The organism is Bradyrhizobium sp. Bra64, from assembly GCF_024519875.1.
In the GTDB taxonomy this organism is placed as follows: domain Bacteria; phylum Pseudomonadota; class Alphaproteobacteria; order Rhizobiales; family Xanthobacteraceae; genus Bradyrhizobium; species Bradyrhizobium japonicum_G.
The window spans coordinates 33,667-60,146 of the sequence record NZ_JALJRD010000008.1 but is presented as its reverse complement, the minus strand read 5'-3'; the positions used below and the strand labels follow the sequence as shown (position 1 = coordinate 60,146).

25 protein-coding genes and 1 pseudogene are annotated in these 26,480 nt (G+C 60.8%); 20 read left to right on the top strand and 6 right to left on the bottom strand.

Annotation, left to right across the window (positions count from 1 at the left end):
- Window positions 1–181: 181 nt before the first annotated feature.
- From NR187_RS22660 to NR187_RS22640, 4 genes and pseudogenes are all read left to right on the top strand, one after another.
- A complete protein-coding gene (locus NR187_RS22660; RefSeq protein WP_256807695.1) occupies window positions 182–400 on the top strand; it encodes a hypothetical protein in 219 nt (72 codons plus the stop codon).
- 228 nt (window positions 401–628) lie between these two features.
- A pseudogene (locus tag NR187_RS22650) lies at window positions 629–1,629 on the top strand (bile acid:sodium symporter family protein).
- A gap of 1,700 nt (window positions 1,630–3,329) precedes the next feature.
- Window positions 3,330–3,653, top strand: a complete 324-nt coding sequence (locus NR187_RS22645) for a hypothetical protein (RefSeq protein ID WP_256807694.1) — start codon at window positions 3,330–3,332, stop codon at window positions 3,651–3,653.
- Between the two features lie 181 nt (window positions 3,654–3,834).
- Entirely contained in the window at window positions 3,835–4,083 is a 249-nt protein-coding gene (locus NR187_RS22640; protein WP_256807692.1) for a hypothetical protein, read from the top strand.
- Window positions 4,084–4,241: 158 nt separating this feature from the next.
- Here the strand turns inward: NR187_RS22640 and NR187_RS22635 are convergent, their stop codons facing one another.
- The 4 genes from NR187_RS22635 to NR187_RS22620 are packed head-to-tail and all read right to left on the bottom strand — an operon-like array spanning window position 4,242 to window position 9,871.
- Window positions 4,242–5,045, bottom strand: a complete 804-nt coding sequence (locus tag NR187_RS22635) for a hypothetical protein (protein WP_256807691.1) — start codon at window positions 5,043–5,045, stop codon at window positions 4,242–4,244.
- Complete coding sequence (locus tag NR187_RS22630) at window positions 5,042–8,161, bottom strand: efflux RND transporter permease subunit (protein ID WP_256807690.1); 3,120 nt, start codon at window positions 8,159–8,161, stop codon at window positions 5,042–5,044. The genes NR187_RS22635 and NR187_RS22630 overlap by 4 nt, the downstream gene beginning before the upstream one ends.
- The gene (locus NR187_RS22625; RefSeq protein WP_256807688.1) at window positions 8,158–9,387 is read right to left on the bottom strand and encodes an efflux RND transporter periplasmic adaptor subunit; all 1,230 of its coding nucleotides are present in this window, start codon (window positions 9,385–9,387) and stop codon (window positions 8,158–8,160) included. Before NR187_RS22625 ends, NR187_RS22630 begins: the two co-directional genes overlap by 4 nt.
- Entirely contained in the window at window positions 9,353–9,871 is a 519-nt protein-coding gene (locus tag NR187_RS22620) for a hypothetical protein (protein WP_256807687.1), read from the bottom strand. Before NR187_RS22620 ends, NR187_RS22625 begins: the two co-directional genes overlap by 35 nt.
- Window positions 9,872–9,999: 128 nt before the next feature.
- On the opposite strand from NR187_RS22620, the gene NR187_RS22615 reads away from it, so the two are divergent.
- From NR187_RS22615 to NR187_RS22580, 8 genes are all read left to right on the top strand, one after another.
- Entirely contained in the window at window positions 10,000–10,911 is a 912-nt protein-coding gene (locus tag NR187_RS22615; RefSeq protein WP_256807686.1) for a LysR family transcriptional regulator, read from the top strand.
- A 280-nt stretch (window positions 10,912–11,191) separates the two neighbouring features.
- Window positions 11,192–12,505, top strand: coding sequence for an MFS transporter (locus NR187_RS22610; protein WP_256807685.1), 1,314 nt, complete (start codon window positions 11,192–11,194; stop codon window positions 12,503–12,505).
- A gap of 58 nt (window positions 12,506–12,563) precedes the next feature.
- Window positions 12,564–13,298: an aspartate/glutamate racemase family protein gene (locus tag NR187_RS22605; RefSeq protein WP_256807684.1), complete on the top strand. Its 735-nt coding sequence runs from the start codon at window positions 12,564–12,566 to the stop codon at window positions 13,296–13,298.
- A 162-nt stretch (window positions 13,299–13,460) separates the two neighbouring features.
- Window positions 13,461–14,201 (top strand): amino acid ABC transporter ATP-binding protein, encoded by a 741-nt coding sequence (locus NR187_RS22600; RefSeq protein WP_256807846.1) that lies wholly within the window; start codon window positions 13,461–13,463, stop codon window positions 14,199–14,201.
- 23 nt (window positions 14,202–14,224) lie between these two features.
- The gene (locus tag NR187_RS22595; protein ID WP_256807683.1) at window positions 14,225–15,028 is read left to right on the top strand and encodes an ABC transporter substrate-binding protein; all 804 of its coding nucleotides are present in this window, start codon (window positions 14,225–14,227) and stop codon (window positions 15,026–15,028) included.
- A 26-nt stretch (window positions 15,029–15,054) separates the two neighbouring features.
- On the top strand, window positions 15,055–15,726 hold the full coding sequence (locus NR187_RS22590) for an amino acid ABC transporter permease (RefSeq protein ID WP_256807681.1): 672 nt from the start codon (window positions 15,055–15,057) through the stop codon (window positions 15,724–15,726).
- A gap of 27 nt (window positions 15,727–15,753) precedes the next feature.
- A complete protein-coding gene (locus tag NR187_RS22585) occupies window positions 15,754–16,152 on the top strand; it encodes a RidA family protein (protein ID WP_256807680.1) in 399 nt (132 codons plus the stop codon).
- 274 nt (window positions 16,153–16,426) lie between these two features.
- On the top strand, window positions 16,427–17,302 hold the full coding sequence (locus NR187_RS22580) for a PhzF family phenazine biosynthesis protein (RefSeq protein WP_256807679.1): 876 nt from the start codon (window positions 16,427–16,429) through the stop codon (window positions 17,300–17,302).
- Between the two features lie 153 nt (window positions 17,303–17,455).
- Here NR187_RS22580 and NR187_RS22575 read toward each other — a convergent pair whose 3' ends face one another.
- The gene (locus NR187_RS22575) at window positions 17,456–18,616 is read right to left on the bottom strand and encodes a pyridoxal phosphate-dependent aminotransferase (RefSeq protein WP_256807678.1); all 1,161 of its coding nucleotides are present in this window, start codon (window positions 18,614–18,616) and stop codon (window positions 17,456–17,458) included.
- A 129-nt stretch (window positions 18,617–18,745) separates the two neighbouring features.
- Entirely contained in the window at window positions 18,746–19,519 is a 774-nt protein-coding gene (locus tag NR187_RS22570) for an AraC family transcriptional regulator (protein WP_256807845.1), read from the bottom strand.
- Window positions 19,520–19,692: 173 nt separating this feature from the next.
- Between NR187_RS22570 and NR187_RS22565 the strand changes: the two genes are divergently transcribed.
- The 8 genes from NR187_RS22565 to NR187_RS22530 all read left to right on the top strand — a co-directional run bounded on the left by NR187_RS22565 (window position 19,693) and on the right by NR187_RS22530 (window position 26,443).
- Complete coding sequence (locus NR187_RS22565; protein WP_256807676.1) at window positions 19,693–20,076, top strand: RidA family protein; 384 nt, start codon at window positions 19,693–19,695, stop codon at window positions 20,074–20,076.
- A gap of 15 nt (window positions 20,077–20,091) precedes the next feature.
- Window positions 20,092–20,931, top strand: a complete 840-nt coding sequence (locus tag NR187_RS22560) for a fumarylacetoacetate hydrolase family protein (protein WP_256807675.1) — start codon at window positions 20,092–20,094, stop codon at window positions 20,929–20,931.
- 4 nt (window positions 20,932–20,935) lie between these two features.
- On the top strand, window positions 20,936–21,838 hold the full coding sequence (locus NR187_RS22555) for a LysR family transcriptional regulator (RefSeq protein WP_372703252.1): 903 nt from the start codon (window positions 20,936–20,938) through the stop codon (window positions 21,836–21,838).
- A 120-nt stretch (window positions 21,839–21,958) separates the two neighbouring features.
- On the top strand, window positions 21,959–23,155 hold the full coding sequence (locus NR187_RS22550; RefSeq protein WP_256807673.1) for an amino acid ABC transporter substrate-binding protein: 1,197 nt from the start codon (window positions 21,959–21,961) through the stop codon (window positions 23,153–23,155).
- 18 nt (window positions 23,156–23,173) lie between these two features.
- A complete protein-coding gene (locus tag NR187_RS22545; RefSeq protein ID WP_256807672.1) occupies window positions 23,174–24,040 on the top strand; it encodes a branched-chain amino acid ABC transporter permease in 867 nt (288 codons plus the stop codon).
- The gene (locus tag NR187_RS22540; RefSeq protein WP_256807671.1) at window positions 24,037–24,975 is read left to right on the top strand and encodes a branched-chain amino acid ABC transporter permease; all 939 of its coding nucleotides are present in this window, start codon (window positions 24,037–24,039) and stop codon (window positions 24,973–24,975) included. Before NR187_RS22545 ends, NR187_RS22540 begins: the two co-directional genes overlap by 4 nt.
- Window positions 24,972–25,727, top strand: coding sequence for an ABC transporter ATP-binding protein (locus tag NR187_RS22535; RefSeq protein ID WP_256807844.1), 756 nt, complete (start codon window positions 24,972–24,974; stop codon window positions 25,725–25,727). Before NR187_RS22540 ends, NR187_RS22535 begins: the two co-directional genes overlap by 4 nt.
- Window positions 25,724–26,443, top strand: a complete 720-nt coding sequence (locus NR187_RS22530) for an ABC transporter ATP-binding protein (RefSeq protein ID WP_256807669.1) — start codon at window positions 25,724–25,726, stop codon at window positions 26,441–26,443. Before NR187_RS22535 ends, NR187_RS22530 begins: the two co-directional genes overlap by 4 nt.
- The last annotated feature ends 37 nt before the right edge of the window (window positions 26,444–26,480 follow it).

Sequence of the window (26,480 nt, the reverse complement as noted above, 5' to 3'; positions counted from 1 at the left end):
TCGCCGCGAGCTGACTCCCCACGTGAGTTCGGCCGCCGTGCCAGCGAATGAATTCGTATTTAATCGAAATCTGAGCGCGGACTCATACTTCCACTCTATCGACAACGTTGCGCGCGGTCCAAAACCAGGTTGTGCGGTCCGTGATTGATTTGTCGAGTGCCCGCAGCCCAGGAGTTCTGGCATGTGCTCTTTTCATCAGTTCAGCGCCTTCGCGGCATCGCGCGGCGAAGGTCTTCACCCGAAACTGCGCGCGCTCCTCGAACGGGCGGCCGCCTCGCCGTTTTCGGAGGTCTCGCTGCGTCATGATGGTCTGGTTCAGTCTGGGCCGGATCCAGAGTCGGAAATCGTATCGTCGCGCGCCAATGTCGGTCTGCTCTGGCGACTGTCGGCCGATCAGTAAGCGCGCCTGAATGAAATTTTAGTGGTGACGCGTTTGCCGCTCCCTACTTCCAGATCGTGCGTACAATGTAAGGAGACGACCATGAACGCCACCACATCGACGTCTGCGCTCGCGACCGACCACGACGAATGGATCAGTTGTTCTCACTGGGGCATGTTTCCGCTGCCCCCGCACTAACCTGGCGAGTCGCGCTGGTTCAAAGCGGGTCCCGGCGAACAGATCATCAGCATGTCTCGACCCAAGTTTCTGCCTGAGAACTTCACCCTGGCGTTGATCGCGACGGTCGTCGCGGCAAGCGAGCTGCCATGCCGCGGTACGGCGGCGCTGGTGGTGGATCACCTTACCGACCTCGCCATCGCCTTGCTGTTCTTCCTGCATGGGGCAAAGCTGTCGCGCGAGGCGGTGATCGCGGCCGCAAGCCACTGGCGGCTGCATACTTTGGTACTGCTGACGACATTCGTGCTGTTTCCGCTGTTCGGCCTGGCCTTCAGGCCGATTCTGTCTCCGCTTGCGACGCCGACGCTCTACGCCGGCATCCTTTTCCTCTGCACCCTGCCGTCCACGGTGCATCCTCCATCGCGTTCACCGCCATCGCCAAGGGTAACGTTCCTGCGGCGATTTGCAGTGCCTCGGCCTCAAGCATCATCGGCATCTTCGTGACGCCGCTCCTGGCAGGCCTCGTGCTTTCAAATCACGGTGGCGCGGCCGCAGGTTGGGCCGCTATCGGGCAGATCACGTTGCAGCTGTTCGTGCCGTTTGTCTGCGGACAACTGCTCCAGCCGTTCATCGGCGGATGGATAGCGCGTCACGAGGGTATGGTCGGCGTAGTCGACCAGGGCTCGATCCTGCTCATCGTCTATTCGGCCTTCAGCGAGGCGGTCAGCGAAGGCCTGTGGCATCAGGTTCCAGCGTCGGCACTTGCCGGGTTGCTCGTTGCCGACGGCATCCTTCTCGCCACCGCCCTGATCGCCACCGGGCTTGTCAGCAAATGGCTGGGTTTCAAGCGTGCCGATCAAGTGGCCATCATCTTCTGTGGGTCGAAAAAGAGCCTCTCTCAGGGCGTCACCATGGCCAAGGTGATCTTTGCCTCCCATGCGGTGGGCGCGGTGATCCTTCCGCTGATGGTCTTCCATCAGATTCAACTGATGGTCTGCGCAGCGCTGGCCCAGCGATGGGGTGGTCGTGCAGACTCTGTGCGCCCGTCTCGGCCGGCGCCAGCTCCGTTGTGATACGCTGACGAGAGCCGTCCTGGCGGTTTTCACCTGTCCATGAAAGGGATAGGGCGGATCGGCGTCTTTGGCCCCCCTTCGCGAGAAAGTGAAGGGGAATAGCTATGCGGGCAACTACCTGACGTACATGAAGTTCATCGATAAGCACTTGCTCGCAGTCCTCCTCGTCGTCACGGCGCTCGTCGCGATCGAGCTGATCGTCTTTCTGGTGGTTTTCGCCTGAGTGGCACGGCGGTACCTGCTTCACCGACCCATCCTGCGTGTCACAACTGCCTCATTCGACGCAGTTGCTTTCCTGGCTCGACGCATCATTCCCTCGCTCACCCCCGATCTCCTCCGCGATAGGGCGTGACGACTTATCCGGATTGGCATCTGCCGCCGCTTTGGCCCGCTCGCCCGCGGCAAGGCGCCGCGCCGGGCCAGCCGTGGCGCGTGGCTGCGTTTGGGAGCCGTCGGTCGGGGAGCCGCCGCCGTCACGCAGAATGCGGTGAGTTGAAAGCACCAGATTACGAACTGGACTGGGCGTCATATCGGAGCTGGTTAACGGCGACGGCGATTCGTGATCAGAGGTCTCACACGATCTCCAGAGAATGTGATGGGAGTTTCGGCAGACCGCCCCCACTTCCTGAGTCACACGGCCGGCGTTCGGCGGCGTTGGTCTCGCAATAGAGACCGGAAGTGTTAATCGACGCCGGCATGGTCAAACCAAAGAGGATGGAGTAACAATGAAACATCTCAGAACCATAAGCGCGGCAATCGCACTTGCAGCGATGCTTCCGATGGCAGCACAAAGTGCGACCCTTGCGGCGGATCGTGGCACGGGTGCTTGCACCCCGCCCGCGGGCATTGCCGTAGGCGAGGCCGGACCCGCGATGAGCGGCGGCCAGTTGATGGCCGGCGTCGGCCAATGCCACCGCATTGACAGCTGGCACCCGAACTATAGCGGCTCCGCGTACGCGGATCCAAATTACGGCCGATCTCGTTATTGAAATGCCCGGCCGGGCCTCAAGCGTGGTCATGCGTGCATGCGGCGACGGCATTGCAGCGGTCGTTGTTGGATGACGTCCTCACAGACCAGATCCGAGCACATGTGCGCAACAACGCTGGCTACCTGGTTGCCCGGCCCCTCTATATAATATACGCAACCGTTTTCTTTTGGACTACCGTTGCTCGGTTCCGTGCGCCCACCTAGCGTCCGCATCGCCGCAAGTCACACGTAATCGACCACGCGGGCGCGCGTGTAGGCGGGGGTGTTTGGGGTGCCTGTCTGTCAACGCCTTCCGCAATCCGCCTGCCAGCGTTCGTTAGTCGAAGTTCGCCCGGCAATTCCATTATATATCCTAGCTGGATCAGTCGGTCTTTGTGTTCGGGCGGGATTGTGCGGTGCATCGGACCCTTGGCGCAGCTCAGCAGCGATTACGAATTCTTTGTGGGTGAGTGGTTGGTGCAGACAAGCCCTGTGCCATGCCGCGGATCGGCAACGTGGATTAGGCCAACGGCTCGTCGTCGCTGGCTGAAGCCCGGGACGCCTTTAACATTGGGCTGCTTGCCGGGCGCGATACAGGCAGCAAGAAGGCGGCGTCTGCTGTCGGTGACAGCGCCAGGTGGGCCATCGTTGCTGCCGAGACCGCTCGCCGCTCGGCTGGCAAGGCCTGACCTGCGGCGCGGGCAACACTGAGACCTGCCGCCACAGCACGGCGATGAAGAACCGTGTCGACATCGACCAGTTCAGGCTGGCGGTGCTCTGGCAATTCGGCGGCTACGAACTCAACAATGCCGCGACCAGCACCTACCAGCTCCAGATTGGCGGCAATATCAACCTCGCAGGCGGCAAGCTTTCGCTCGACGCGATCGGCAGCTACGCGCAGAACGCCGTGGCGATTGGGCTTGCAGGCAATACGCTGCCGGCGGTGCTGCCGCAGGTTCTCACCGCCACCGTCTCCGTCAATTCGGCCGTGATGCTGGTCGGCAAATACACGCGCGGGCCCTGGCAGTTGTTCGGCGGATATCAATTCATCCGCTAGGCGCCGCCCAGCAATCCCCTCGCTCCCGGAACCGGCTTCACCGATGTCGGCGGAGACTTCGTCTGCGCGAGCTTCGTGGCCATCAACAACACGAACATCAACAACGCGGCGTTCAGCGCCGGCAACAAATTGTTCCATGTGGCCTGGACGGGCGTGAAATAGCCGCACCGACGACCTCCACGTGATCGGCGCCTATTATTACAACGACCAGCCGGCCTTTGGTGCGCCCGTCAACTATACCAACCCCGCAGCGTTTGCGAACTGCCGTGGCACGCTGAATGCGGGCTCGGTCGCAGTCGACTGGCAGTTTGCGAAGAAATACGTCGCGTATGCTGGTGTGATGTGGTCCCAGATCAGCGGGGGCCTCGCCAATGGCTTCCTCAATCGGGCCTCGATCGCTCCGACCATCGGGTTACGCTTCCGGTTCTGAAGGGCAACGGCAGATACTCACTCTGGATTGAAGGGCTTCGAGCCTGGCGTCAGAGTTGGATTAGAATGTAAGGGGAGATTTGGAATTGGCGAGCTTGCGCGGCGCAGCAGATGAGCGATCTGTCAAATGTCATTGGGCGGCAACGTGATCTGAACAGCTCAACCTTGCCGCACGTGTTGTCGGTCACCGCAAAGCTCGATAAATCGATCTGCGGTTTTCAACGAAGAAGGCGGGAATATTGCGCTCAACCGGCAGTTCGCTGCCGCATTTTGCGTGCTGCATTCGATCGATTTTATAGCAACGTGTCCTGCCAGCGCGGCCGCCGTCCCCCAAAGAAGGAAAGCGGGCCAAAACAGTACCGAGCGCGGCATGCGCGTACATGAATAGAGCCCGACGGTTGCTGCAATGCCAAGCGTGATCAGGCCGATCGCCATGTGCTCCGATGGAACACCAGTATCGAGGATCCAGTCCGCACATGCGTTGGCGGCCGTTTGGGCGAGCAGGGCCGTGGTCCAGAAGAAGCCGCGGACGTTGGAGCCATCCATCGGACCCGGTAGGTTTCCTGTGAGGCGATAGCAGATCACGAATGAGAAGATGAGCAAAATGGCGATGAGCAGAATCGCACCGATGTCGCCGCCTCCCATCGAGATGTCGGTTGTCCGTGCCAGCACTGCCCCCAATAGACTTAGCAGGAATGCGGCAAACCAAAAGATCATCCGAGGAAACCGCCGGCTCGCGCCCTGCAATATCGACATCGCAACAAAGCACAGCATTAGTACGACGATCACTCTTCCCGAGCGGTGAAGGTAGATATGATTGAGTGCGTGGCCCGCGATCTCGCCAGCTGTGGCTGCGAGGAGCCAGTAACTCCAGAACGCGGCCGTGAACTCTGGGACGATACGCGTGCGGACCGACGGCGTGCCATTCCGGGCCCTCATGCCATCCTTCGTCTCAGCGCTCATCCTGCAAGCTCCGGATTGACCGCGGGACGGGGAGAGCGATGCGCCGTGCGCTTACGCGCGAACCAGTCGCTGACGTTCTGGAGGTAGATGTAGACGACTGGAGTCGTGAACAGCGTCAAGAGCTGGGAAACGATCAGGCCGCCGACGATCGCGAAGCCGAGCGGTTGCCGCAATTCCGATCCGGTCCCCGTGCCGATCATCAGCGGAACCCCTCCGAGCATCGCGCACATGGTGGTCATCAGGATCGGACGGAATCTGGCCTTGCAGGCTTCCAGCGCGGATTGTTCGGCCGAAAGTCCCCGATGGCGCTCGGCTTGAAGCGCGAAATCGATCAGCATGATGCCGTTCTTTTGCACGAGGCCGATCAGGAGAATGATCCCGATCAGCCCGATGACGTCGAGCCCGAGGCCGAAAGTCCAGAGCGCCATGAGCGCACCGAGTCCGGCCGACGGTAGCGTCGACAGGATCGTGATCGGATGGATCGTGCTTTCATAGAGCATGCCGAGGATGAGATAGACCGCGACAATCGCAGCCAGGATCAGGACGGGCGTGGAGGCGAGCGCAGACTGGAAAGCCTGGGCGTTGCCCTGGAAGCTCGTCGCAATGGTCGAAGGCATATGCAGCGCGGCCGTCTCCTGCTGCACGGCGGCGACCGCGGTGCCGACAGCTGTGCCGGGCGCCAGATTGAAGCTCAGCGTGACCGACGGAAACTGGTTCTGATGGTTCACCGCCAGTGCCGCCGAGCCATATTCGACGGTCGTGAACTGACTGAGCGGCACCACCGATCCGTTCGACGAGCGGACGTAAATGCGATTCAGCGCATAGGGGCCGGACTGGAACGACGGATCCACCTCGAGGATGACGTAATAGGTGTTCAGCGTGGTGAAGAGCTGGGCGACGTGACGCTGGCCGAATGCATCATAGAGCGTATTGTCCACCGCCGACGGATCGATGCCGAGGCGGGAGGCGGCATCGCGGTCGATCTTGAGCTTGAGCTGACGCGCGGCGTTGGCCTGGTCGCTGGCGACGTCGGCGAGCTCCGGCCGCTTTCTCAGTTTCTCGAACAGCTTGCCGGCCCAGCTGTTCAGCTCGTCCTGGTTCACATCCGTGAGCGTGAACTGATACTGGGTCTTGGAGAGGCGGCTGGCGAGATTGATGTCCTGCGTCGCCTGCATGAACACGGCGATCCCCTGGAGCTTGGCGAGCTTGGTATCGAGCTGTCGGATCACCTCGTCGGCGCTGAACTGGCGCTCGTTCCGCGGCTTCAACAGTACGAACAGGCGGCCGTTATTCTCCGTCACGGTCGGTCCGCCCGGGCCGATGTAACCGGTGGCATTGGCGACCGAAGGATCCTTCGCGATCACGTCGATCACGCTCCGCTGCAGCTCCGCCATCTGTGTCGGCGAGACGTCGGCCGAAGCTTCCGTGATGCCGGTGATCATGCCGGTGTCCTGCTGGGGAAAGAATCCCTTGGGAATGCCGGCGAACAGCACGCCCGTTGCCACGACGCTCGCAAGCATGACCGCCAGCGTCGCAGGCTTGAAGCGCAACGCAACGGATAGGATAGCCTCATAGCCGCGCTGGATCGCCACGAATCCGCACTCCAGCGTCCGCGAAACCACGCCCGCGCCTGCGCCGTGGCTCGAGAGCAGGTAAGCGCACATCATCGGCGTCAACGTCACGGAGACGATAACGGAGACCGCGATCGCAACGCACACGGTGACCGCAAATTCCTGGAACATCCGTCCGATCACACCGCCCATCAGGAGCAGGGGAATGAACACCGCAACCAACGACACCGAGATCGAGATGATGGTGAACCCGATCTCGCCGGCACCCTTCAGTGCGGCCTGCAGCGGTGGCAGCCCCTCCTCGATATGCCGCGAGATGTTCTCGATCATGACGATGGCATCGTCGACGACGAAGCCGACGGCGATCGAAAGACCCATCAGCGACAGATTGTCGAGGCTGTAGTTCAACAGATACATCACGCCGAACGTGCCGATCAGCGAGATCGGCACTGAAATCGCGGGAATGACGGTCGCCCAGAAATTGCGCAGGAACAGGAAGATGACGCCGACCACGAGCGCGATGGTCAGGAGCAGCGTGAATTGCACGTCGGCGACACTGGCGCGGATGGTCTGCGTGCGGTCCGATGCGATCGTGACCTGGATATCCGAGGGCAGGCCCGCCTCAAGCTGCGGCAGCAGCTTCTTGATGCCGTCCACCGTGTTGATCACGTTGGCGCCCGGCTGGCGCTGAATGGCGAGGACCACCGCGGGCTTGTCGTTGTACCAGCCGTGCAGCGTCAAATCCTCCGCCGCGACTTCGGCATGGCCGATGTCGCGCAGCCGCACCGGCGCGCCGTTCCGATAGGCGATGATCAGATCCTCATAGCCCTTGGCAGTGAGCACCTGATCGTTGGTCGCGAGCGTGTAGGCTTGTTCATTGCCGTAGAGCACGCCCTTGGGCTGGTTGACGCTGACGTTGCCGAGCGTCGCGCGCAATTGCTCGAGGTCGAGGCCTGCCGCCGCAAGCTTTGCCGGATTGACCTGGACTCGGATCGAGGGCTTTTGCATGCCACCGATCGTGACCAGCGACACGCCCGGAACCTGCGACAGCTTTTGCGCCAAAATGCTGTCGGCGTAGTCGTCGACCTTGGTGAGCGGCTCGGTGTCCGACGTCAATGCGATCAGGAGCACCGGCACGTCGGCCGGATTGACCTTGCGGAAGATCGGCGGCGACGGCATGGTCTTCGGCAATTGACCGGCCGCCGCGTTGATCGCGGCCTGCACGTCCTGCGCGGCCGCGTCGGTGCTGCGGTTCAGCGCGAATTGCAGGGTGATCTCGGTGTTGCCGAAGCCGCTTGACGAGGTCATGGCGGCCAGGCCCGCGATCTGCCCGAACTGTCGCTCCAATGGCGTGGCGACCGACGATCCCATGGTCTGCGGGTCGGCGCCGGGCAGTTGCGCGGTGACCTGGATCGTCGGCGTGTCCACGGACGGCAGAGCCGAAACAGGCAACCGGACAAAGGCAACCAGGCCGATCAGCGTGATGCCGATCGCGAGGAAGGCAGTGGCGACGGGTTTGCGAATGAAGCCTTGGGAGATGCTCATGGCAGCATGCCTGCGCTTGCGGTGGTAGCGTTCTGGACCACTTCCTTGCGATTGTCCGGGACGATTTCGACCGATGTCCCCGGCTTCAGCCGGTACTGGCCGGCGGAGACGACGGTTTCATCTCCGGACAGGCCCTGGTCGACCAGCACCTTGTCTTCGCGCGACTGGCCGGCCTTGATGTCGCGTGCGCTCACGATATGCTTCGCATCGACGACGTAGACGAAGGCGCCGTGTGGCCCCTGCTGAACGGCGGTGAGCGGCACTGTCACGGCGTCACGGCGGATCGCGATCGTGAGGTGGATGTTGACGAACGATCCCGGCCAGAGGTTCTTCTTTTCATTCGGAAAGGAAGCCTTCAGCTGCACCGTGCCGGTGGACGCGTCCACCTGATTGTCGATCAGCATCAGGCTGCCATGGTCGAGCTTGTGCGTGTTGGCCGCGTCATACGCGTCGACTGACGCCTCGCCGGACGCGATCGCTTTCTGCACGTCGGGAATGTCGGTCGAGGGTAGGGTGAAGATGATCGAGATCGGCTCAAGTTGCGTGAGGATCACAAGTCCGGTCGTGTCGGTCGGGTGCACGATGTTCCCGGGATCGATGTGACGGATGCCGGTGACCCCGTCGAAGGGCGCAGTAATCGTGGTGTAGCTCAACTGCGTTTGCGCGGCCTCCAGCGCCGCCTTGTCGAGCGCGACCGTGCCCTGGCCCTGCGCCACCTGGGAATCCTGGGTATCGAGCAATTGCTGGGTGGCAAATCCGCGGGCGGCGAGCGGCTGCGTCCGCGCGAGGTTGACTTGCGCATTCTTCAAGCTCGCCTGATCGCGGGCGAGGGCGGCCTCCGCCTGGTCGACCTGCGCCTCGAATACGCGCGGATCGATCTTCGCCAGCACATCGCCGCGCTTCACGTTCTGCCCCTCGATGAAATCGACGCTGTCGAGCGTGCCCTGGACCTGAGTGCGGATGGTTGCGGTGTTGATCGGCGTCACGGTGCCGAGGCCCTCGAGTACGATGGGAACATCGCCCTTACGCGCGTGCGCGGCCGTCACCGGAACGGCCGGCACGGCCGTCGATGGGGCCTTGGGCTCAGCCGCATGACTTGGCGCATGCGCGTGCAGGACATACGCGCTGGCCCCGGCGCCAATCAGGAGAGCCGCGCCAATGAGGACAAAGGTCTTTCCGGACAGCATCGCTTCACGCTCCATGATGGCGGTTTTGGCGGTTGGCATTCGCGACCAGCTCCAGGACGAAGGTTTCGGCCGCGCTCGCCGCGGCTCGTGCGCCGTTCGCTGTGGTCGAATCGAACCCGATGATCCGCGTGTCGATATCGGCGGCGCGTAGCGCGGCAATAAGATCGGCCGAACTATCCTCGCGCCGCACGACAAGCCGGATGGCAGTGGCGGTGGCCACGATGCGAAAGGACAGCGCCGCGCAGGGGACGGCGATCGCAAGGAGGCCCGCACAGTCGATGGCTCCTTGCAGCACGAGTTCGAGCGCGGCACGGGCCGCTTGGCCCTCCGCAATCAGGATCAGCCGGCGCGCATCCACCTTTTGTCGTGCGAGCACGGAGGAAACGCCGTGCAAAAGCTCTTCAGGATCAGTGCCGCGTACAGAAACGGTGGACCATAGAGCTGGTGGCGTCAGACACCACCAGCGGCCAAGTTGTTCCGGTTTCGCAACCAGCGCGAAGTTCGGCTCAGCAATGACGGCCACTGTGACCCGTCCGGCATTGCGCGAGGGCCGCGCGGCGATCCTGTATGGCGAGCGTGTTGACATGGCTTGAAGTTGGGCGCGGCGGCCCTATTATTCAAATGAATTGATATAATCTTCAAATTCACATCGTGCATTGGGCCATGAGACTCCGCAACCTCGATCTCAATCTGCTGCTGGTGTTCGACGCGGTGCTGCGCGAGCGCAGCGTGGTGCGCGCCGCAGACAGCCTCGCCATCAGCCAGCCGGCTGTCAGTCACGCGCTCAACCGGCTGCGCCATACATTGAAGGACAAGCTGTTTGTCCGTACGCCTGACGGAATGAGCCCGACTCCGAGGGCCGAGCAGCTCGCGCTTCCGGTCCGCAAGGCGCTCAACGAGCTGCAGCTCGCGGTCGAGGGCGACACGTTCGAACCGTCAACCGCCGACCGACGGTTCACGATCGCGGTGAACAACTATGCGGCTGTGGTCGCTGTGGCGCCGATCTTGGCCGCGGTACGCGCACAGGCTCCAAATGTACGGCTGTCACTCGTGCCCAGCGGCACCCTTAATCTGGGCGACCGCCTGGATCGCGGCGAGCTCGATCTTGCAATGTCGGGGAGTGCCATCGCGGGGGAGCGATTCGCCTCCGAGCAACTCATCGAGGACCGCTTCGTGGCGGTGCTAAGGAGCGGCCATCCTGCGCTACGAAAGAAGCTGACGGCGACCTCGCTTGCCGAGTTGCAGCATCTGGGGATCAGCTCAAGTGGCGAGAATTTGGAGTTCGCGGATTCGTTCCTGAAGGCGCGAAAGAGTGCCCGCTTTGTCGCCTCCGACGTGCCCTATCTCTCCGCGGGCGCGGTTCTCGTGCAATCAAATCTCGTCGCCATCCTCGGACGCAAGCTCGCGATGGAGTTCCGCCGCGCCTATCCGATCGAGATCAGGGAGCTGCCCTTCAAAGCTCCAGTTCTGCATAGCGTGATGAGCTGGCATCGGCGCTTTGACGATGTGCCCGCTCACCGATGGTTACGTAGTACAATTGTCGGAACCTTCGCCACGTTATGAGCGGCGGAAGCACTGTCGATGGTGGAGAAAAGGTCAGGCTGAACTCGAACGTGCTTGGCAAGAAGTAGAATTGCACAATCCTTCGCTGCGCCGGCGGCCCACGACATTGAAGACGCCGTCCTGCAGCCCGGTTTTTTCAGCCACTGGGCCAGTACCAGCAGAGGGCGAAGCGTACTATGGCGGGTTTAAACCCAGTTAGGCGCGGTAGGGATAGCTGTCGATCGGGGACGGCTCTATCTGCCCTGCAGATTTTTCGTGATCGATAATTGGGGGTAGGAAGATGGGCATCAAGAAGCGATACTTCGTGTATACCGGTCTCTTCGTGTTGATGTTCATCAACTACCTCGACCGGGTCAATCTTTCTGTTGCCGCCAAGCCGCTGGCGGAAAGCTACGGCCTGTCGCCGATCGACATGGGGTACATCTTTTCAGCCTTCCTGTGGACCTATCTGCTCTGCCTGATTCCCATGGGGATGCTCGCCGACCGGTTCGGGGGACGTGCGGTCACCTACACGACGCTCGGCATCTGGTCGCTGGCCGGAATCTGGACCGGTCTGGCGGCAACTTATTCATCGCTCGTTGCATCGCGTCTCGTGCTCGGAATAGGCGAGTCCGCGAGCTATCCATCCGGCGGCAAGATCATTCGCGAATGGGCGCCTGCAAGCGAGCGCGGCATTGCCGCGGCCTTTCTCAACTGCGGAGCACATGCCGGTCTTTGCTTCGGCTCCGTGGTGGTGGGCTCGCTGATCGTAGAATTCGGATGGCGCGAGTCCTTCTATATCACTGGCGTGGCTGGACTTGTGATCGCCGCGGCGTGGTATCTGCTGTATCGCCGGCCGGAAGATGCCGCCTGGCTCGGCGCCGCGGAGCGCGAGTTTATTCGCGAAAGCCGCGGCGAGATCGCATCGGGCGCGACCGCGAAGCTGAATCAGATCGCTGCGCTGAAAGAGCTCTTGCGCAGTCCTACGATGTGGTCGCTTGCCCTGACTCAAGGGTGTGCCGGATACACACTCTATCTGTTCATGACTTGGTTGCCGAGCTATCTCGTGGCATCGCGCGGCATGGATGTCCTGAAGTCTAGTCTGTTCTCCGCGATCCCATACGGCACGGCCGCACTTCTTGGCCTCGGCCTGGGCTGGTTGAGCGATCGATTGTTGAAAGGGGCCGAGTCCAGCAACAGCGACCGGCGCAAGTTGATCGCGACGATGCTGCTTTTGTCTTCGATCATCCTCGCTGCCCCATTCGTCGAATCCATCTGGCTCATCGAGGCCCTCATCAGCATATCGCTCGCATGCGTCGCCACGGCAATGGCAATGAACATTGCCCTGACCGCAGATCTGATGTCTGACGGCCGCTACAACGGCGTTGCTACCAGCCTTCTCATCATGGGGGGCAATCTGTTTGGAACGGCTGCCCCGATCGCAACGGGTTACGTGGTCGCGGCGACCGGCGGCTTCTCCGGTGCGTTCTTGATTGCCGGCGTGCTGCTACTCGGTGGAGCAATCGTCATCACGTTCGGTGCCAGGACGCCAATTTCCGTTTCGGATGAAGCGGAAATCCCCGCCGAAAGGGCCTGTGCCGCTTCCGAAGCATAGGGGGCGTGTCAAGGCGGTCGCCAAATGCTTGGCACGGGGATGCAAAGGGTTGATGAGCATGGCAGACATTGACTACGGTAGTCGCCTTCGTGTCGGCCTTTTGATGCCGTCGGGCAACCCGATCGCAGAACCCGAGATCCGAGCCATGCTGCCAGCGGGCGTCTCCCCGCTCGTGACCAGGTTGGCGCTGCGCGGCAGCTCGAAGCCGGAGCTCCTGGGGATGCTCGAGCAACTCGAGCCGGCATCCAGTCTTCTTGCCGATGCCGGCGTCGACGTCATCGTATTTCACTGTACGGCGGTTTCGACGTTTGCGCCGGACCTGGCGAGCGAGATTCGCCAGCGGGTGGAGGCTGCATCGAATGTAAAATGCTTCACCACCGCGGATGCGATCATCAAAGCGTTGAGGAGGCTCAGCGCCAAGCGCGTAACGCTGCTAAGTCCCTACATCAGCGAGGTTCACGAGCGCGAAATATCGTTCCTAGAGTCCAACGGCTTTGCGGTGGAAGGAAGTGCCCACCTCGGAATCAACACGAATTCCGAGATGGCCCGGATTACCCCCGATGCGATAGCCGAGTGGGCAGGTGACAACATCAGCCCGCGCGCGGACGCATGCTTCATCAGTTGCACCGCCATCAGATCGGCTCCCGTCATTTCGCGGCTCGAGCAGCGTGGGGGGATTCCGGTGTTGACCAGCAATCAATGCATGGTGTGGCAATTGTTGCGATCAAACGGTATCGACATGAATCCCGGCGGCTTTGGTCGATTGTTCGCCATCGAGGGTTCCGACGAGTAAGGAGGCTCCATTCTCCGATCCGCCGCCGTGGTGATCTAATTCGGGCAACACCGCGCTCGCAAGTTACTGCTTTCCGCTCCTACTCGCGTCCACTCTAATCTGCCGGATCAGGGCTACCGGCAGAAGGCGCGGAACTTCATAGTGTTGGCATCCAGGAAGACGATTCTCGAAGCCCGCCAGATCAAGAAGAGCTTTGGCGCACTTTCGGTGCTCAACGATGTTTCGCTCAACGTCGCGGAAGGCGAAATCGTCAGCCTCATTGGTCCGTCGGGCTCGGGCAAGACGACGTTCCTGAGGTGCCTGGCGCTGCTCGAGGATATCTCGTCCGGAGAGATCCGCGTCAACGGCGCGATCGTCGCGGGAGCGGCGTCCGCCCGGCATTCGCGACAGGCCGCCAAGTTGATGAGGCGGGACATCGGAATGGTGTTCCAGCAGTTCAATTTGTGGCCGCACATGACCGTCCTTCAGAACGTCATCGAAGCGCCCATTCGTGTTCGTGGAATTTCGCGGGACGCGGCGATCGCATCGGCCATCGAAATCTTGACCAAGGTCGGTATTGCTGACAAGCGCGACGCATATCCAGCCCAACTGTCGGGTGGTCAACAGCAGCGAGTAGCGATATCGCGCGCCCTGGCAATGAATCCAAAAGTAATTCTATTTGACGAGCCGACGTCGGCCCTCGACCCCGAGCTTCGTCACGAAGTTTTGGCCGTACTCAAAAAGCTCGCCGAGGATGGCCAGACCATGGTGGTGGTCACCCATGAGATGGGGTTCGCCAGAAGCGTCAGCACGCGCGTCGCATTTCTCGATGGCGGAAAGCTGGTCGAAGAAGGCGGATCCGAGGATTTCTTCAGGTCGCCTAAGACCGAGAGAGCCAAGCAATTCCTTGAAATGATGTTCTGATCGACGAACGAGGGGCAACCGAAATGAAAAAGCTGTCTATCCTTGCTGCTGGTATGATTGGTTTCTGCGCAATCTTCGGATCGGCAACGGTTTACGCGCAGCAAAAGATCTCCAAGCTAACCCTGATTCCGCAGAAGGGAAAACTTCGCGTCTGCCAAGTTCCCAGCTATTACGCCATTTCATTTCGAAATCCGAAGACCGGAGAGCTCGAAGGGATCGATGTCGACCTCTCGAAGGAGCTCGCGAAAGAGCTCAATGTTCAGCTCGAAATTGTTGAGACACAGTTCTCAACCTTCATTGCCGATCTTCAGGCTGACAAGTGCGATATCGGAATGTTTGCCGTCGCCGCCACCCTCAAGCGAGCTCAGGCGGTTGAGTTTTCAAATCCGTATCTCGAGTCCGGACTGTATGCCATCGTGAAGGATGGCAGCAAGATTCAGAAGTGGGAAGACGTTGACCAGCCCGGCGTGCGGGTCGTTACGGGGCTAGGAAGCTTCATGGATGATATCATGAAGGGCTACCTGAAAAGTGCAACCCAGCGCAGCGTCGTGCCGCCCGCGGACATGCTAAGCGAAATCGCCGCGAACAAGGCTGACGTATACGTCAGTGACTATCCGGCCAGTGTCAGGATCAAGCGCGAATTCGACTGGGCGAGGTTGATTGCACCGTCCGAGCCGATTGCGGTTACGCCCTATTCGTATGTGGTCGCTCCAGGGGATCAGGTTTGGCTGAATTACATCAACCTGTTCGTGCGAACGATTCACAATGATGGTCGACTCAAGAAGTATGCGGAGAAGCATAATCTTAGTCCGATGGTCGCCAAATAATCTGTTAGAGCGGCACGAGCCGAGACATGAGCACGTACACGTTCAGATGGGACGTTGTGTGGTCCAACCTGCCCTTCTTGCTTTCGGGCCTCAAGGGCACGCTGACCATATCCGCCGCCACGCTGGTGATGGCGATGTTGGGTGGGTTGGTGCTGGTGTCTCTCGATCTCTCAAAATGGCGAGCAGTCAGATCTGTCAGCATCACGTTCGGGGAATTGGTTCGCAACACCCCGATCCTGATCCAGTTGCTGTGGTACTACTATGTGCTGCCGATATCATTCGGGATTGATATTCCAGCGATGTTTGCCGCAATTCTGGGGCTTTCGATATATTCGTCGGCCTTTATCGGCGAAGTGTATCGCGCCGGAATCCAAGGCGTCCCGAAGGGGCATGTTGAAGCGGCAAACGTGCTCGGACTGAGCAAGCTGCAGACGTTCATGCGGATCGTGCTGCCTCAAGCGTTTTGGGCCAGCCTCCCACCGCTGGCGTCAAATTTCGTCATGCTCATCAAGTACTCGTCACTCGCGTCCGTCTTGTCGGTGCCGGAGATCACTCGCAGGGCGACCGAATTGTCGTCCGCGACCTTCAGGCCATTGGAAATCTTCACTGCGGTAGCCGTGGTGTATTTCATCATATGTTGGCCGCTGACGCTGACGATAAGGTGGCTTGAGCGAAGGACTATGCGGCTCAGAAAGTGATACTCGGCAACAAAATGGAGGTCTTTCGTGTCAAGTGAAAACGTGCGGTTAGTAGATTCTCACGCTCACAATCGGCCATTCTCGCATGCATCGATTGTTGGTCCTTGGATCTTCACCAAGGGAACGGCCGGCTATAACCCGGAGACGGGTGAATTCCCGTTGGACATTCGCGAGCAGACGGCACAATGCATGAAGAACCTCGCCAACATTCTCAAGGAGTGTGACGCGACGTTTGCGGATGTCGTCAAGGTCAATGTCTACCTCGTGAACGTCGGCGATTACGACGCGGTCAACGAGGTGTATCTGAACGCGATGGGCGGCCACAAGCCAGCTCGGTGCTGCGTGGGCGTGTCGGCTCTTCCGTCGAAGAACGAGAATATGAAGATCGAGATGATCGCTTATAAGGAGGGCCGGAGCAAAGATTAGCTTCGGCGTCCACGGCCGATAGATTGATCTGTTCTCTCAAGGCAGGTGTTCGTCGGCGACGCCATCACCGTGAAGCTGTATTACCGGCGAGCTGTCGCGGCTCATGGTTGTCAGTGTCGAGGTCGAGAACAAGCGTGGCGAAAAGTCTTTCTATCGCTAAGGACATCACGAAGTGGACCGGTAGGCGAGCGATTGAGGGTTGCTCGCTTTCAACAACGCTTGCAGCTTGCTATAACGTACGGAAATTGCCGCCTGCAATTCCTCGGAACCAAATATGAAGCGATCCTACAAAGTCGTTGACGTCTTTACATCCCGACCGCTCCTCGGCAATCCGGTTGCGGTGATACTCGATGCCGACGGTCTCGACACAGACGCAATGCAAGCTATTGCCAGCTGGACCAATCTTTCCGAAACGACCTTTGTTCTTCCGGCTACGTCCGCCGATGCAGATTACAGCTTGCGGATTTTCACACTGCGCAGCGAGCTTCCTTTCGCCGGGCATCCGACGCTGGGTAGCGCTCACGCAATCCTGGAAAGCGGACGCACGAAACTCCGGCAAGATGGGCGGTTAGTTCAAGAATGCAAAGTCGGCCTCGTCGAGGTCACGCTCGAGGAACAAGGTGGCAACCAGCAACTGACCTTCGCTCTACCGTCGGCAAAGCTTGATCCTCTGGGCGACGCAGATATCGACGAGCTGAAGCTCATTCTCGGCTGCGCAGTGACGGCAAAATCCGCACCAGGCATTGTAAATGTCGGTCCTGTATGGGTTGTGGCGCAAATTGCCGACGCTGCATCTGTATTAAAGTTACGTCCCGATTTGGCGCGGCTGGCAAAGTTCGAGCGCCGTCTTGGCGTCACAGGCCTGACCGTGTTCGGCGCTTACGAAAAAGGGGACGTTGCCATTGAGGTGCGCACTTTCGCGCCCTCCTGTGGGGTGATGGAAGATCCGGTCTGCGGAAGCGGCAACGGTAGCGTCGCTGCGTTCCAATGGGCACGAGGACTTTTGGCACCGAGCGGACAATCCTATATCGCGTCGCAGGGGCAGTGCGTCGGTCGAGCTGGACGCGTGAAGGCGACGGTGGACGCGAACGGAAAGGTCCGCATCGGCGGGGCATGCGTGACCTGTGTGGAAGGCTCACTCGCCATATAGAAATCGCGCTGGCGCGATTGCAGCGGCTCGCCGTACGGTCCCTACAAGAAGAATCGCGCGTAAGGCGCGCCCCTGGCTGGAAGCGCGAACGGTTCACCACCGAGGCGGCATCGCCTCGGTGCTTCCTTTTGCCGTATCCGTCGAGCGCGTTGACTATCGAGGCGGTCGGGCCGTGGCCCGAATTGTTGCCGACAACGCGGCCAGTGCGGCCGGGAGAACGTCGATTGGAAGGTAGCCAAAGCCAAGGCGCAGAACTGCGGACGACTCGCCAAACCAGGCGCCGTCCCCGATCTGGAGATCCGCATTCGGAAGTGCCGACCAGAAGCGATCAATTCCAGCCTGATCAAACGCGGCTGGGTTCAATCGGAGGCAGCAGAGAGCGCCGCCATCCGGCTTCACCCACTCGACAAAGCCGGCTTGGTCGTTGACCCAGGCCGCGACCGTCGAAAGCCCGGTTGCAAGCAAACTGCGACGTTGGCGCAGGATCGTCTCACGGTTGTCGAGGACGGCCGCGGCAAGGGTCTCGTCGAGCGGAGAGCCAGAGAGAACGAGGTTCATCTTCGCGGTCATCAATCGCTCTCGAAGCTTGGGATCGCGAACGGTCAACCATCCAACGCGGAGTCCGGGCGCGCCGTGAGCCTTGGAGACGGATGCCCCGGTTATGATCGTCTCATCGAGCGCCGCTGCGCTTTGAGGGGGGAGTTCATCCCCGTACGTCGCATCGCGGTACACCTCATCAACGAACAAACGTGCAGCGGGCGCTTTCACGCGTATCACTTCCAGGATTGTCCGTAGTTCAGCAAGGCTTGCGCGGACACCGCTCGGGTTGTGCGGGCTGGCGATGCTAACGAGCTTTGTTCTCTCGTTGAGGAGCGGTTCGAGCGCTTCGGCTGTCAATTGATAGCCGCGATCAAAGGTCAGGCGGCATTCGCGCAAGGTCACGCCTGCTCCGACGAGCGAGTCGCGAGATGGCGGGAAACACGGTGTCGCAATGACTGCTTCATCGCCGGGGCGACAGAGCTCGAACGCCAGCAGGAAAAGACCGAGGGCCGTTCCCTGTGTGGTAATGATTTCTGTCGGTTGAACCCCCGTCAGAGCCGCAATCGCGGCGCGGAGACGCGGCACACCCGCGGATGAACCATAGCCCATCTTGAGGTCGCCTAGCGCAGTCAGCCCGCCGGCCAGGTTCACGATCTCGCCGAACGTCAAATCCTGGGCCGTGCTCTCGGCCAGATTGTATCGCCGATTGACATCCAACAGCGAAATGATCTCGTTCCGGGGAAAGCGTCCCGGCCAGTCTGGCTTGTGTGTCACATCATCCTCAGGTCATTGTGCAGCGGCTATTGGAGGCCGCGACCACAAGACGTCTTGTCGAAAGTTGCTCCGGCAATCCGGCGGGACGTCCGATAGGGCATCCAAAGGCCTGGACGCCGACCAGCGCTCTTATTGCATCGACCTTGCATAAAGTGCCGGCGTCGTGCCGGTGAATTGTTTGAAACGCTTTGTGAAGTGTGCCTGGTCGGCAAAGCCGACGTCCAATGCCACCTGTGCCACTGGCTCGCCAAGCCTCAAGAGCTGCCGCGACTTCGCAATTCGTACCTGGGTCAGATACGAGTACGGCGTCAAGCCAAGATGCTTTTGGAAGAGCCTGATCAGGTGAAACAGGCCGACGCCAGAGGCTCTTGAGGCATCCTCGAGACTGATGTGGTCGCACGCACGTGCGTGCAGGAACTCAACGGCACGATCGACCGCTTTCGGACAGCTTGCCTCGGTTTGGATCAGTTGGCTGGATCCATAGCGCTCGAACAGCAGTGAAATGCCACAAATCATCGCCTCTTCGGCGCCAGCCGTGTCGAGGCCGGCCATCGCGAGTCCCTGCGCCTGGTCAAACCAATGCCAGAGGTCGGGATCGTCGATGACAGTCTTCTCGATGATGGGGCCATCGCCGCGCGAGCGCGCCAACATCGACGCAACGGCGGAGGCTGGCACATAGAGCGCAGCGTAGGCCAACTCCCGGCCACGCTCGCGTTCCCCGGTATGCATTTCACCGGGATTGACCACCACCAGGTCACCCGGCGCTGCATACGCGCGTGCGCTTCCACATCGAAACGACTTCACGCCAGCGTGCATGACGCCGATCATCAGCTCATCGTGTGAATGTGGTGCGAAACTATGCCGCACAAATCGTGCTGACATCAAATCGATGCCGCCAAACATCGGCGAGCTACGAAAGGTCGCTCTGTCGAGAGGGCTTTCGAATTGAAAAGTAGCCATGGTCCTGAGGTCAATATCCGACAAGAACGATAGATCGGTTCCTGCTTTCTGTAAACTGGCTGCGACCTCCGACGCGGACCGTGGCGCTGTCCCCAATTGGACTGAGGAACCCTAGAATGACCAGGAAGATAGTAACTGCTCCGGACCTCACGCCGCCTGTGGGGCCATTTGCGCAAGGTGTCTGGGCCGGCGATCTGCTCTATGCGTCGGGCCAGGTTGGGCAAGATCCGGTCACCGGCGCGATGGTCACGGGCGGCATCGAGGCAGAAACGCGCCAGGCATTCGAGAACCTCCGGCGCGTCCTGGCTGCGGCTGGCCTCGGATTCGAGCATGTTATCAAGACACACGTGTTCCTTGTGGACATAAGCGATTTCGCGGCGATGAACGCAATTTACGGAGGCATTTTTGCCGCGCCGTTCCCGGCGCGCACAACGGTCGAAGTTGCGAAGCTGGCGCTGGGTGCGCGTGTCGAGATCGACTTCGTCGCGCGGCGGACCTGAGGCGGCGACCGTAACATGAAACTCGTGCGATTTGGTAACGCGGGACAAGAACGACCGGGTATTGTTGATCAACAAGGCTGCGTTAGAGACGTCTCAGGTCGCATCTCCGATTGGGTAGGCGAGGCCATTGCTCCTGCCTCGCTCGCCGCGCTTTCTGCAATGGACATCGCTTCCTGTCCAATCGTTCCAGCGGGCGTACGGCTCGGGCCGCCGGTGCCCACTCCGGGCAAGGTCGTCTGCGTTGGGCTCAACTACGCCGATCATGCGGAGGAGACCGGTTTCGAATTGCCCAGCGAGCCACTCGTCTTCTTCAAGTCCCCGACCGCGATTTGCGGGCCAACCGATCCGATCATCATTCCAAGGACGGCGGAAGCTGTCGATTGGGAAGTCGAGCTTGCCTGTGTGATCGGTCGACCGACGACTGGCGTGAGCGAGAAGGAAGCGATGGCCGCCGTCGCGGGGTTTGGGGTTGCGAATGACGTCACCGAGCGAAATTGGCAGTTCCAACGGGGCGGGCAGTGGAGCAAGGCTAAGAGCGCCGACACCTTTGCACCCCTCGGCCCCTGGCTGGTTACTCCCGACGAGGTGGGAGACCTTGGATCTCGACGTATCTGGCTGCAGAAGAACGACGTGGTGCGACAGGACTCGTTGCTGTCTCGCATGATCTTCTCGGTGCCGCGAATTATTGCCCATCTCAGCGAGTTCATGCGCCTCGTGCCGGGTGACGTGATCCTGACCGGTACGCCGCGCGGCGTGGCCTACAACAAGTCCGATCCGGATTATCTTCGACCGGGGGATCTGCTTCGTTGCGGCATTGACGGGTTGGGCGAACAACGCACTGAAATCGTGCTTTAGCGGCATGTTGGATCCAGCGCTCCGATACTTCATGGAAGTGGTCGATTGCGGATCCATACGTTTGGCGGCGGATCGCCTACAGATTGCACCGAGCGCCATTAGCCGTCAGATTCAAGTGCTCGAGCACCGGTTTGGCGCGCCGCTTCTTCTGCGAAGTCGGACGGGGATCGAGGCCACTGAGCAGGGCAAGCTCGTTGCCCGCTATGTGCAATGCGCCAAGCGCGATCTTGATCGGCTGAAGTCTTCGATCGATGATCTCAGCGGCTTGCGCCGCGGCCGCGTGGTGCTCGCAACGGTCGAGGCGACACAAGGGCGCGTTTTGCCGGAGTGCATCTCGGCATTCCGGGCCAAATTTCCGGGGGTGGATCTCGAGGTTCGGATCCTGGGGACGCACCAGGTCTCGGAAACCCTTCTCAAGGAGGAGGCCGACATCGGGATCGCCCTTGATCCCCCGTTACGGAACGAACTGCTGTTGAGGATGCGTTGGCCCCAGCCGCTTCAGGCGGTCATGCAACCCGGCCATGAACTGACACAGCGCTCTGGCAGCCTGCGGTTGAAGGAGGTGCTGGAGTGGCCGCACATTCTGCCCGATCGCAGCTTTGGCATTCGCTCTTTGATTGAGCGGGCTGCCAACAAGGTGGGCGCGGTAACGAGGCCGTTCCTGGAGACGAACTCGCTGGACGTCGCGAAGACGATTGCGATTTCGACCAATGCTCTCACGGTCCTGCCGCCCGAGGCCCTGTTTCGCGAATTGGCGGCAGGCTCTCTTGTTACGCTTGGAATTGACGATCCGCTTCTGGTCAAGGCCACTATAGACGTGATGACCCTGCGCACCAAGCCGCTGTCCAAGGCCGCTGAGACCCTCCTGCGCTTCGTCCGCCAAAGCATTGCCGATCACAAGGCCTAGTGCGGGCTGCCGGGTGTTCTAAATCCGAGTACGCCGCCTACGCGTGTCGGCTATATCGTCACGGGCTTGCAATCTGTGATCATTGCTCCCCAGAGCAAGGTGGGTTCTGGGGAGGATCTGATGCAGCGCAGAACGGTCTTGATGGGAATGGCGGCTGCCGTCGTGGCACCCGCGATCGTTCGGGCCCAGGGCAGCGACGAGCTAAGGATTGGTGCTCCACTGCCGTTGACGGGACCGCTTGCTCCGGAGGGCCAAAAGCAGAAGCGCGGCTACGATCTGTGGGTCAAGGAGGTCGAAGGCGCGGGCGGATTCGAGATTGGCGGCCGCCGCGTCCCGGTGCGGATCATCTACAGCGACTATCAATCCGCCACGCCGCGGGCCGTACAGGCCTGCGACCAACTCGTGACGCAACAGCGCGTGCATGCGCTGTTCAGTCCATTCGGTTCCGGCGCCGCAAAAGCATCCAGCTCCATCGCCGAACGCTATCGCGTGCCGATGATTGCACCGACGGCGTCGTCGCGGGAAGTCTACGATCAGGGCTTCAAATACCTCTTTGGAACGTTCACGCCCAACGAGACGCTGACTGAGCCCCTCGGGGACATGGTCATGGCGGCGGCGCCGGACATCAAGCGTGTGGCGATCTTTTCGCGCAACGATCTTCTGCCGCTGGCCTTGAGCGCCGAAATGAGGAAGTCGGCCGTCAAGCGCGGCCTCCAGATAGTGTTCGACGAAAAGTTCGCCATAGGCAGCCTGGACTTCGCCTCCGCACTGACTCAGATGCGCAGCGCCGATCCGGAGTGGGTCTTTGTCGGCGGATACGTGAACGATCTTGTGCAGGTTCGTACGCAGATGCGCGATCTGGGCTTGAAGCCGCAGGTTCTCACCATGATCGCCGGACCCGCCTACGAAGAGTTCACGCAGGCCCTGCACCGTGCGGCCGAGAACATCTCGAGTGCGGCCTGGTGGCATCCTGCCGTGCGCTACGAGGGCGTGGACATTTTCGGGAAGACGGAGAACTTCGTCCAGAAATTCCTCGCCACATATTCGGCGCTGCCCGACTACATCGAAGCGTCGGCTGCAGCAGCGGGCGCGATTCTGCAACTGGCAGCGCGCAAATCCGGGTCGCTTGAAGGGCCGGCCCTGCGCGATGCGTTGGCGAGCCTGGATGCCATGACGTTCTACGGTCCGATCTCTTTCGGTCCGACCGGACAGATCGAAAAGCTGGTGCCGCCTGTGTTCCAGATCCAGGGGGGCAGGCCGATCGTTCTGGCGCCTACGTCGATCGCGCAGGGCGACTTTCGCCTTGGCATTACCTGATCAAACCGCGGTGCAGCCGTGCAACTAGCGCAGGTTATTCTGAACGGGCTTCTGCTCGGTGGCCTCTATGCAGCGATGGCAGCAGGCTTCTCGCTGGTCTGGGGCGTGCTCAACATCATCAACATAGCGCAGGGGTCCGCTGTCGTCCTCGGCTCCTATGTTGCGTATTTCGCCTGGAGATATGCCGGTCTCAATCCTCTGCTGGCTGTTGCTCTTGCAGGTCCTCTGCTGTTCGGCGCGGGTTGGGTGCTTCAGCGATTTCTGATCCAGCGGGTGATCGCTGCTCCCGTGCTGATTACTCTGGTGTTCACCTTTGGGATGGACCTGATCCTGAACAACACGATGATCAGTCTGTTCACGGCGGACTATCGCAAGATCGAAGGGGTCTTTCCGACCGTGCCGCTTCACTTTGGCGCGCTGACGCTCCCTGTCGATCGTCTTCTTGCTGCGGCTGCGGGTATCGGCGTGGCCTTCGCCCTGCACGTCTATCTCCACAGATCTCGTCTCGGCCGTGCGATCGTCGCAGTCAGGATGGACCGGCAGACCGCCGAGTTGATGGGCGTGCGTGTCGAGATCATCTATGCAACGACGTTCGGACTCGGATTAGCCATGGCGGGGGTGGCGGGCTGCCTGCTCGCAGCCATCTTCCCGACGTCGCCCCTGAACAGCACCTACTATCTGCACATCGCGTTCGTCGCCTGCGTGCTGGGCGGACTTGGGAGCGTCCTGGGGGCGGTGGCCGGCGGGCTGTTGCTTGGCGTCGTTGAAAGCCTGGGCGCTCTTTTTGTCGGAGCCGAGTACGGCACCACGGTTGCCGCCGTCGTCCTCCTTCTGATGCTGTTCACGCGACCACAGGGCCTCCTGGGCCGGGCAGGCTACGAATGACCTCTCGTGGCCGACTTACAATTGCAATTATCGTCATCGGCGCGCTCGCCTGCGCAGGGCTTCCGCTGATCCTTGCTGGCGAGCCCTATCTCATGCGCCTCGTCACGATGTTCAGCCTTCTGCTGGTCTTGGCCGCGTCCTGGAATATCGTCGGTGGCTTCACGGGTTACCCGTCGTTTGCAACGGGCGCCTTTTTTGGACTCGGCGCGTATGTCGCCGCGATTCTGCAAGCAAATGGAATGGACTGGCGATTAGCCCTGATCGCCGCGGGACTCGCTGGCGGCGTTCTCGCCGCGCCGGTCGGCTACTGCGTTCTCAGGTTGCGCGGTCACTATTTCGCGGTCGCGAGCCTCATGCTGGGCACCATCCTCAAGGAGCTGACAACCGGATGGTCCGGTCTGACCGGTGGAGGCATGGGCCTGACGATTGCCGGCGCTGGCGGCGACCCGGAAGTGCTGGCGAGTTTCGCGCTGAGAGTCTCGCTGGCGCTGGCCGTGCTCACCGTTCTGTTGGGCGCAGCGATCAAATGGAGCCGCCTCGGATTTGGGCTGGATTGCATCCGCATGAACGAGACTGCGGCGGCCGGCATCGGCGTCGATGCCCAGAAGCTCAAGACTTACGCCTTCATCCTGTCGTCCGTTCCGTCGGCGGTTGCCGGCGCGGTCTATGCCGGATGGATCGGCTACATCGATCCGACGGACGTGTACGACGTGATGTGGTCCGTGAAGCCGATCGTCGCGGTGCTGCTCGGAGGGGTGGGCACGATCCTCGGGCCGGTCATCGGTGCCGCCATCTTCGTCGCACTCGAGGAAATCGTTTGGCGCAACGTTCTGAGCTTCAGCGCGGGAGGACTCGGCGTCTTGATCGTCCTGCTGCTTCTGGTCCTGCCAGCCGGTGTGTTGCCCTCGCTTGTCTCCAGGAAGACCCGCCCATGACGGTCGCATTGCTCGACGTCAGACATGTCAGCCGTCGATTTGGCGGACTGAGGGCGATTGACGACGTTTCGTTCCGACTGAACGAAGGCGAGATCGTCGGCCTCATCGGCTCGAACGGTGCCGGCAAGACCACGCTCGTCAATCTGGTCACGGGTCATCTCAGGCCCTCCCAGGGCGAGATCTCGTTTCGCGGGCAAAGGATCACCGGCCGGAAGCCCCACGATCTCGCATCGAGAGGGTTGATGCGGACGTTCCAGATCGTCCAGCCGTTCAACGCGCTGACCGCGCTCGACAATGTCGCGGCCGCCGCGATGTTCGCAGGGGGCGCGCGATCGCTGTCCAGCGCCCGGGAGCAGGCAGATGCCGCGTTGAGCAATCTCGGTATCAGTCATTGTCGCGATCACCTGCCGGTCCGCATGACGTTGGCTGAACGCAAGCGTTTGGAACTCGCGCGGGCCTGGGTCGCCAAGCCAAAATTGCTGTTCCTTGACGAGGTCAACGCGGGTTTAAACACCGGCGAAATCGAAGGCGTTCTCGGCATGATCCGGAAGATTGCTGCTGAAGGCGTGGCGATCGTGATCATCGAGCACCTGATGAAAGTTGTGAAAGGGCTTTGCCCGCGGTTGATCGTGCTGCATCGCGGTCAGCTGCTTGCAAGTGGTCCGACGGACGAGGTCGTTCGCAATCCGTTGGTCATAGAGGCCTATCTCGGAACACGCGGCGCGGCTGCGATGCTCGGAGAAAAGCCATGACCCCAGGTCTCGTCGTTTCGAACCTTAGCGCCGGCTACGGTGATGTCTCCGTACTCACGGACGTCTCCATCTCGGCCGAGGTCGGGGTGATCACCGCGGTGATCGGTTCAAATGGTGCCGGGAAGACAACATTGCTGCGCAGTTTATCGGGATTGCTGAAGCCGCGCCAAGGCAGCATTCGGATCGGCGAGGCCGAACTCTCCGGCTCCAAGGCTCTCGATTTTGTCAATGCCGGCATCGCGCATGTTCCGGAAGGCCGGCGCCTGTTCGCCGGCATGACCGTCGAGGACAATTTGCTGATGGGCGCGTTTGCGCGCGCTGCCGCATCCGCGGAGCTTAGGCGCGATCTTGATCGGATCTACGCCACGTTCCCGAAGCTCGCCGAACGACGACGTCAAGACGCCGTATCCATGTCCGGAGGTGAGCAACAGATGTGCGCGATCGGGCGCGGGCTGATGTCGCGTCCGCGCATCCTGATGATCGACGAGCTGTCACTCGGTCTGTCGCCGGTCGCCGTCGATTTCCTCGTGGAAGCGCTGAAGACGATCAGCATCGATGGGGTCGGCATCGTCGTCGTGGAACAGGACGTCGCTGTGGCGCTCGACCTGGCCAGGCATGTGGTTGTGATGGATCGCGGTCGGGTCTCGAAGGCCGGATCGAGCAGTGACATTGCCCAAGATCGTGCAATTCGCGCCGCCTATCTCGGCGTCGATTAGGCTTCTCTCACCAAAACCGGGATCAAGGACATGAACG

What these genes read in the sequence shown, in the direction of transcription:
- NR187_RS22570 (WP_256807845.1), bottom strand. Translation starts at nt 19,519, where the DNA reads ATGTTTGGCGGCATCGATTTGATGTCAGCACGATTTGTGCGGCATAGT.
- NR187_RS22645 (WP_256807694.1), top strand. Translation starts at nt 3,330, where the DNA reads ATGAAGAACCGTGTCGACATCGACCAGTTCAGGCTGGCGGTGCTCTGG.
- NR187_RS22605 (WP_256807684.1), top strand. Translation starts at nt 12,564, where the DNA reads ATGGCAGACATTGACTACGGTAGTCGCCTTCGTGTCGGCCTTTTGATG.
- NR187_RS22635 (WP_256807691.1), bottom strand. Translation starts at nt 5,045, where the DNA reads ATGAGCGCTGAGACGAAGGATGGCATGAGGGCCCGGAATGGCACGCCG.
- NR187_RS22555 (WP_372703252.1), top strand. Translation starts at nt 20,936, where the DNA reads ATGTTGGATCCAGCGCTCCGATACTTCATGGAAGTGGTCGATTGCGGA.
- NR187_RS22660 (WP_256807695.1), top strand. Translation starts at nt 182, where the DNA reads ATGTGCTCTTTTCATCAGTTCAGCGCCTTCGCGGCATCGCGCGGCGAA.
- NR187_RS22630 (WP_256807690.1), bottom strand. Translation starts at nt 8,161, where the DNA reads ATGAGCATCTCCCAAGGCTTCATTCGCAAACCCGTCGCCACTGCCTTC.
- NR187_RS22625 (WP_256807688.1), bottom strand. Translation starts at nt 9,387, where the DNA reads ATGCCAACCGCCAAAACCGCCATCATGGAGCGTGAAGCGATGCTGTCC.
- NR187_RS22595 (WP_256807683.1), top strand. Translation starts at nt 14,225, where the DNA reads ATGAAAAAGCTGTCTATCCTTGCTGCTGGTATGATTGGTTTCTGCGCA.
- NR187_RS22550 (WP_256807673.1), top strand. Translation starts at nt 21,959, where the DNA reads ATGCAGCGCAGAACGGTCTTGATGGGAATGGCGGCTGCCGTCGTGGCA.
- NR187_RS22590 (WP_256807681.1), top strand. Translation starts at nt 15,055, where the DNA reads ATGAGCACGTACACGTTCAGATGGGACGTTGTGTGGTCCAACCTGCCC.
- NR187_RS22610 (WP_256807685.1), top strand. Translation starts at nt 11,192, where the DNA reads ATGGGCATCAAGAAGCGATACTTCGTGTATACCGGTCTCTTCGTGTTG.
- NR187_RS22530 (WP_256807669.1), top strand. Translation starts at nt 25,724, where the DNA reads ATGACCCCAGGTCTCGTCGTTTCGAACCTTAGCGCCGGCTACGGTGAT.
- NR187_RS22535 (WP_256807844.1), top strand. Translation starts at nt 24,972, where the DNA reads ATGACGGTCGCATTGCTCGACGTCAGACATGTCAGCCGTCGATTTGGC.
- NR187_RS22560 (WP_256807675.1), top strand. Translation starts at nt 20,092, where the DNA reads ATGAAACTCGTGCGATTTGGTAACGCGGGACAAGAACGACCGGGTATT.
- NR187_RS22580 (WP_256807679.1), top strand. Translation starts at nt 16,427, where the DNA reads ATGAAGCGATCCTACAAAGTCGTTGACGTCTTTACATCCCGACCGCTC.
- NR187_RS22540 (WP_256807671.1), top strand. Translation starts at nt 24,037, where the DNA reads ATGACCTCTCGTGGCCGACTTACAATTGCAATTATCGTCATCGGCGCG.
- NR187_RS22565 (WP_256807676.1), top strand. Translation starts at nt 19,693, where the DNA reads ATGACCAGGAAGATAGTAACTGCTCCGGACCTCACGCCGCCTGTGGGG.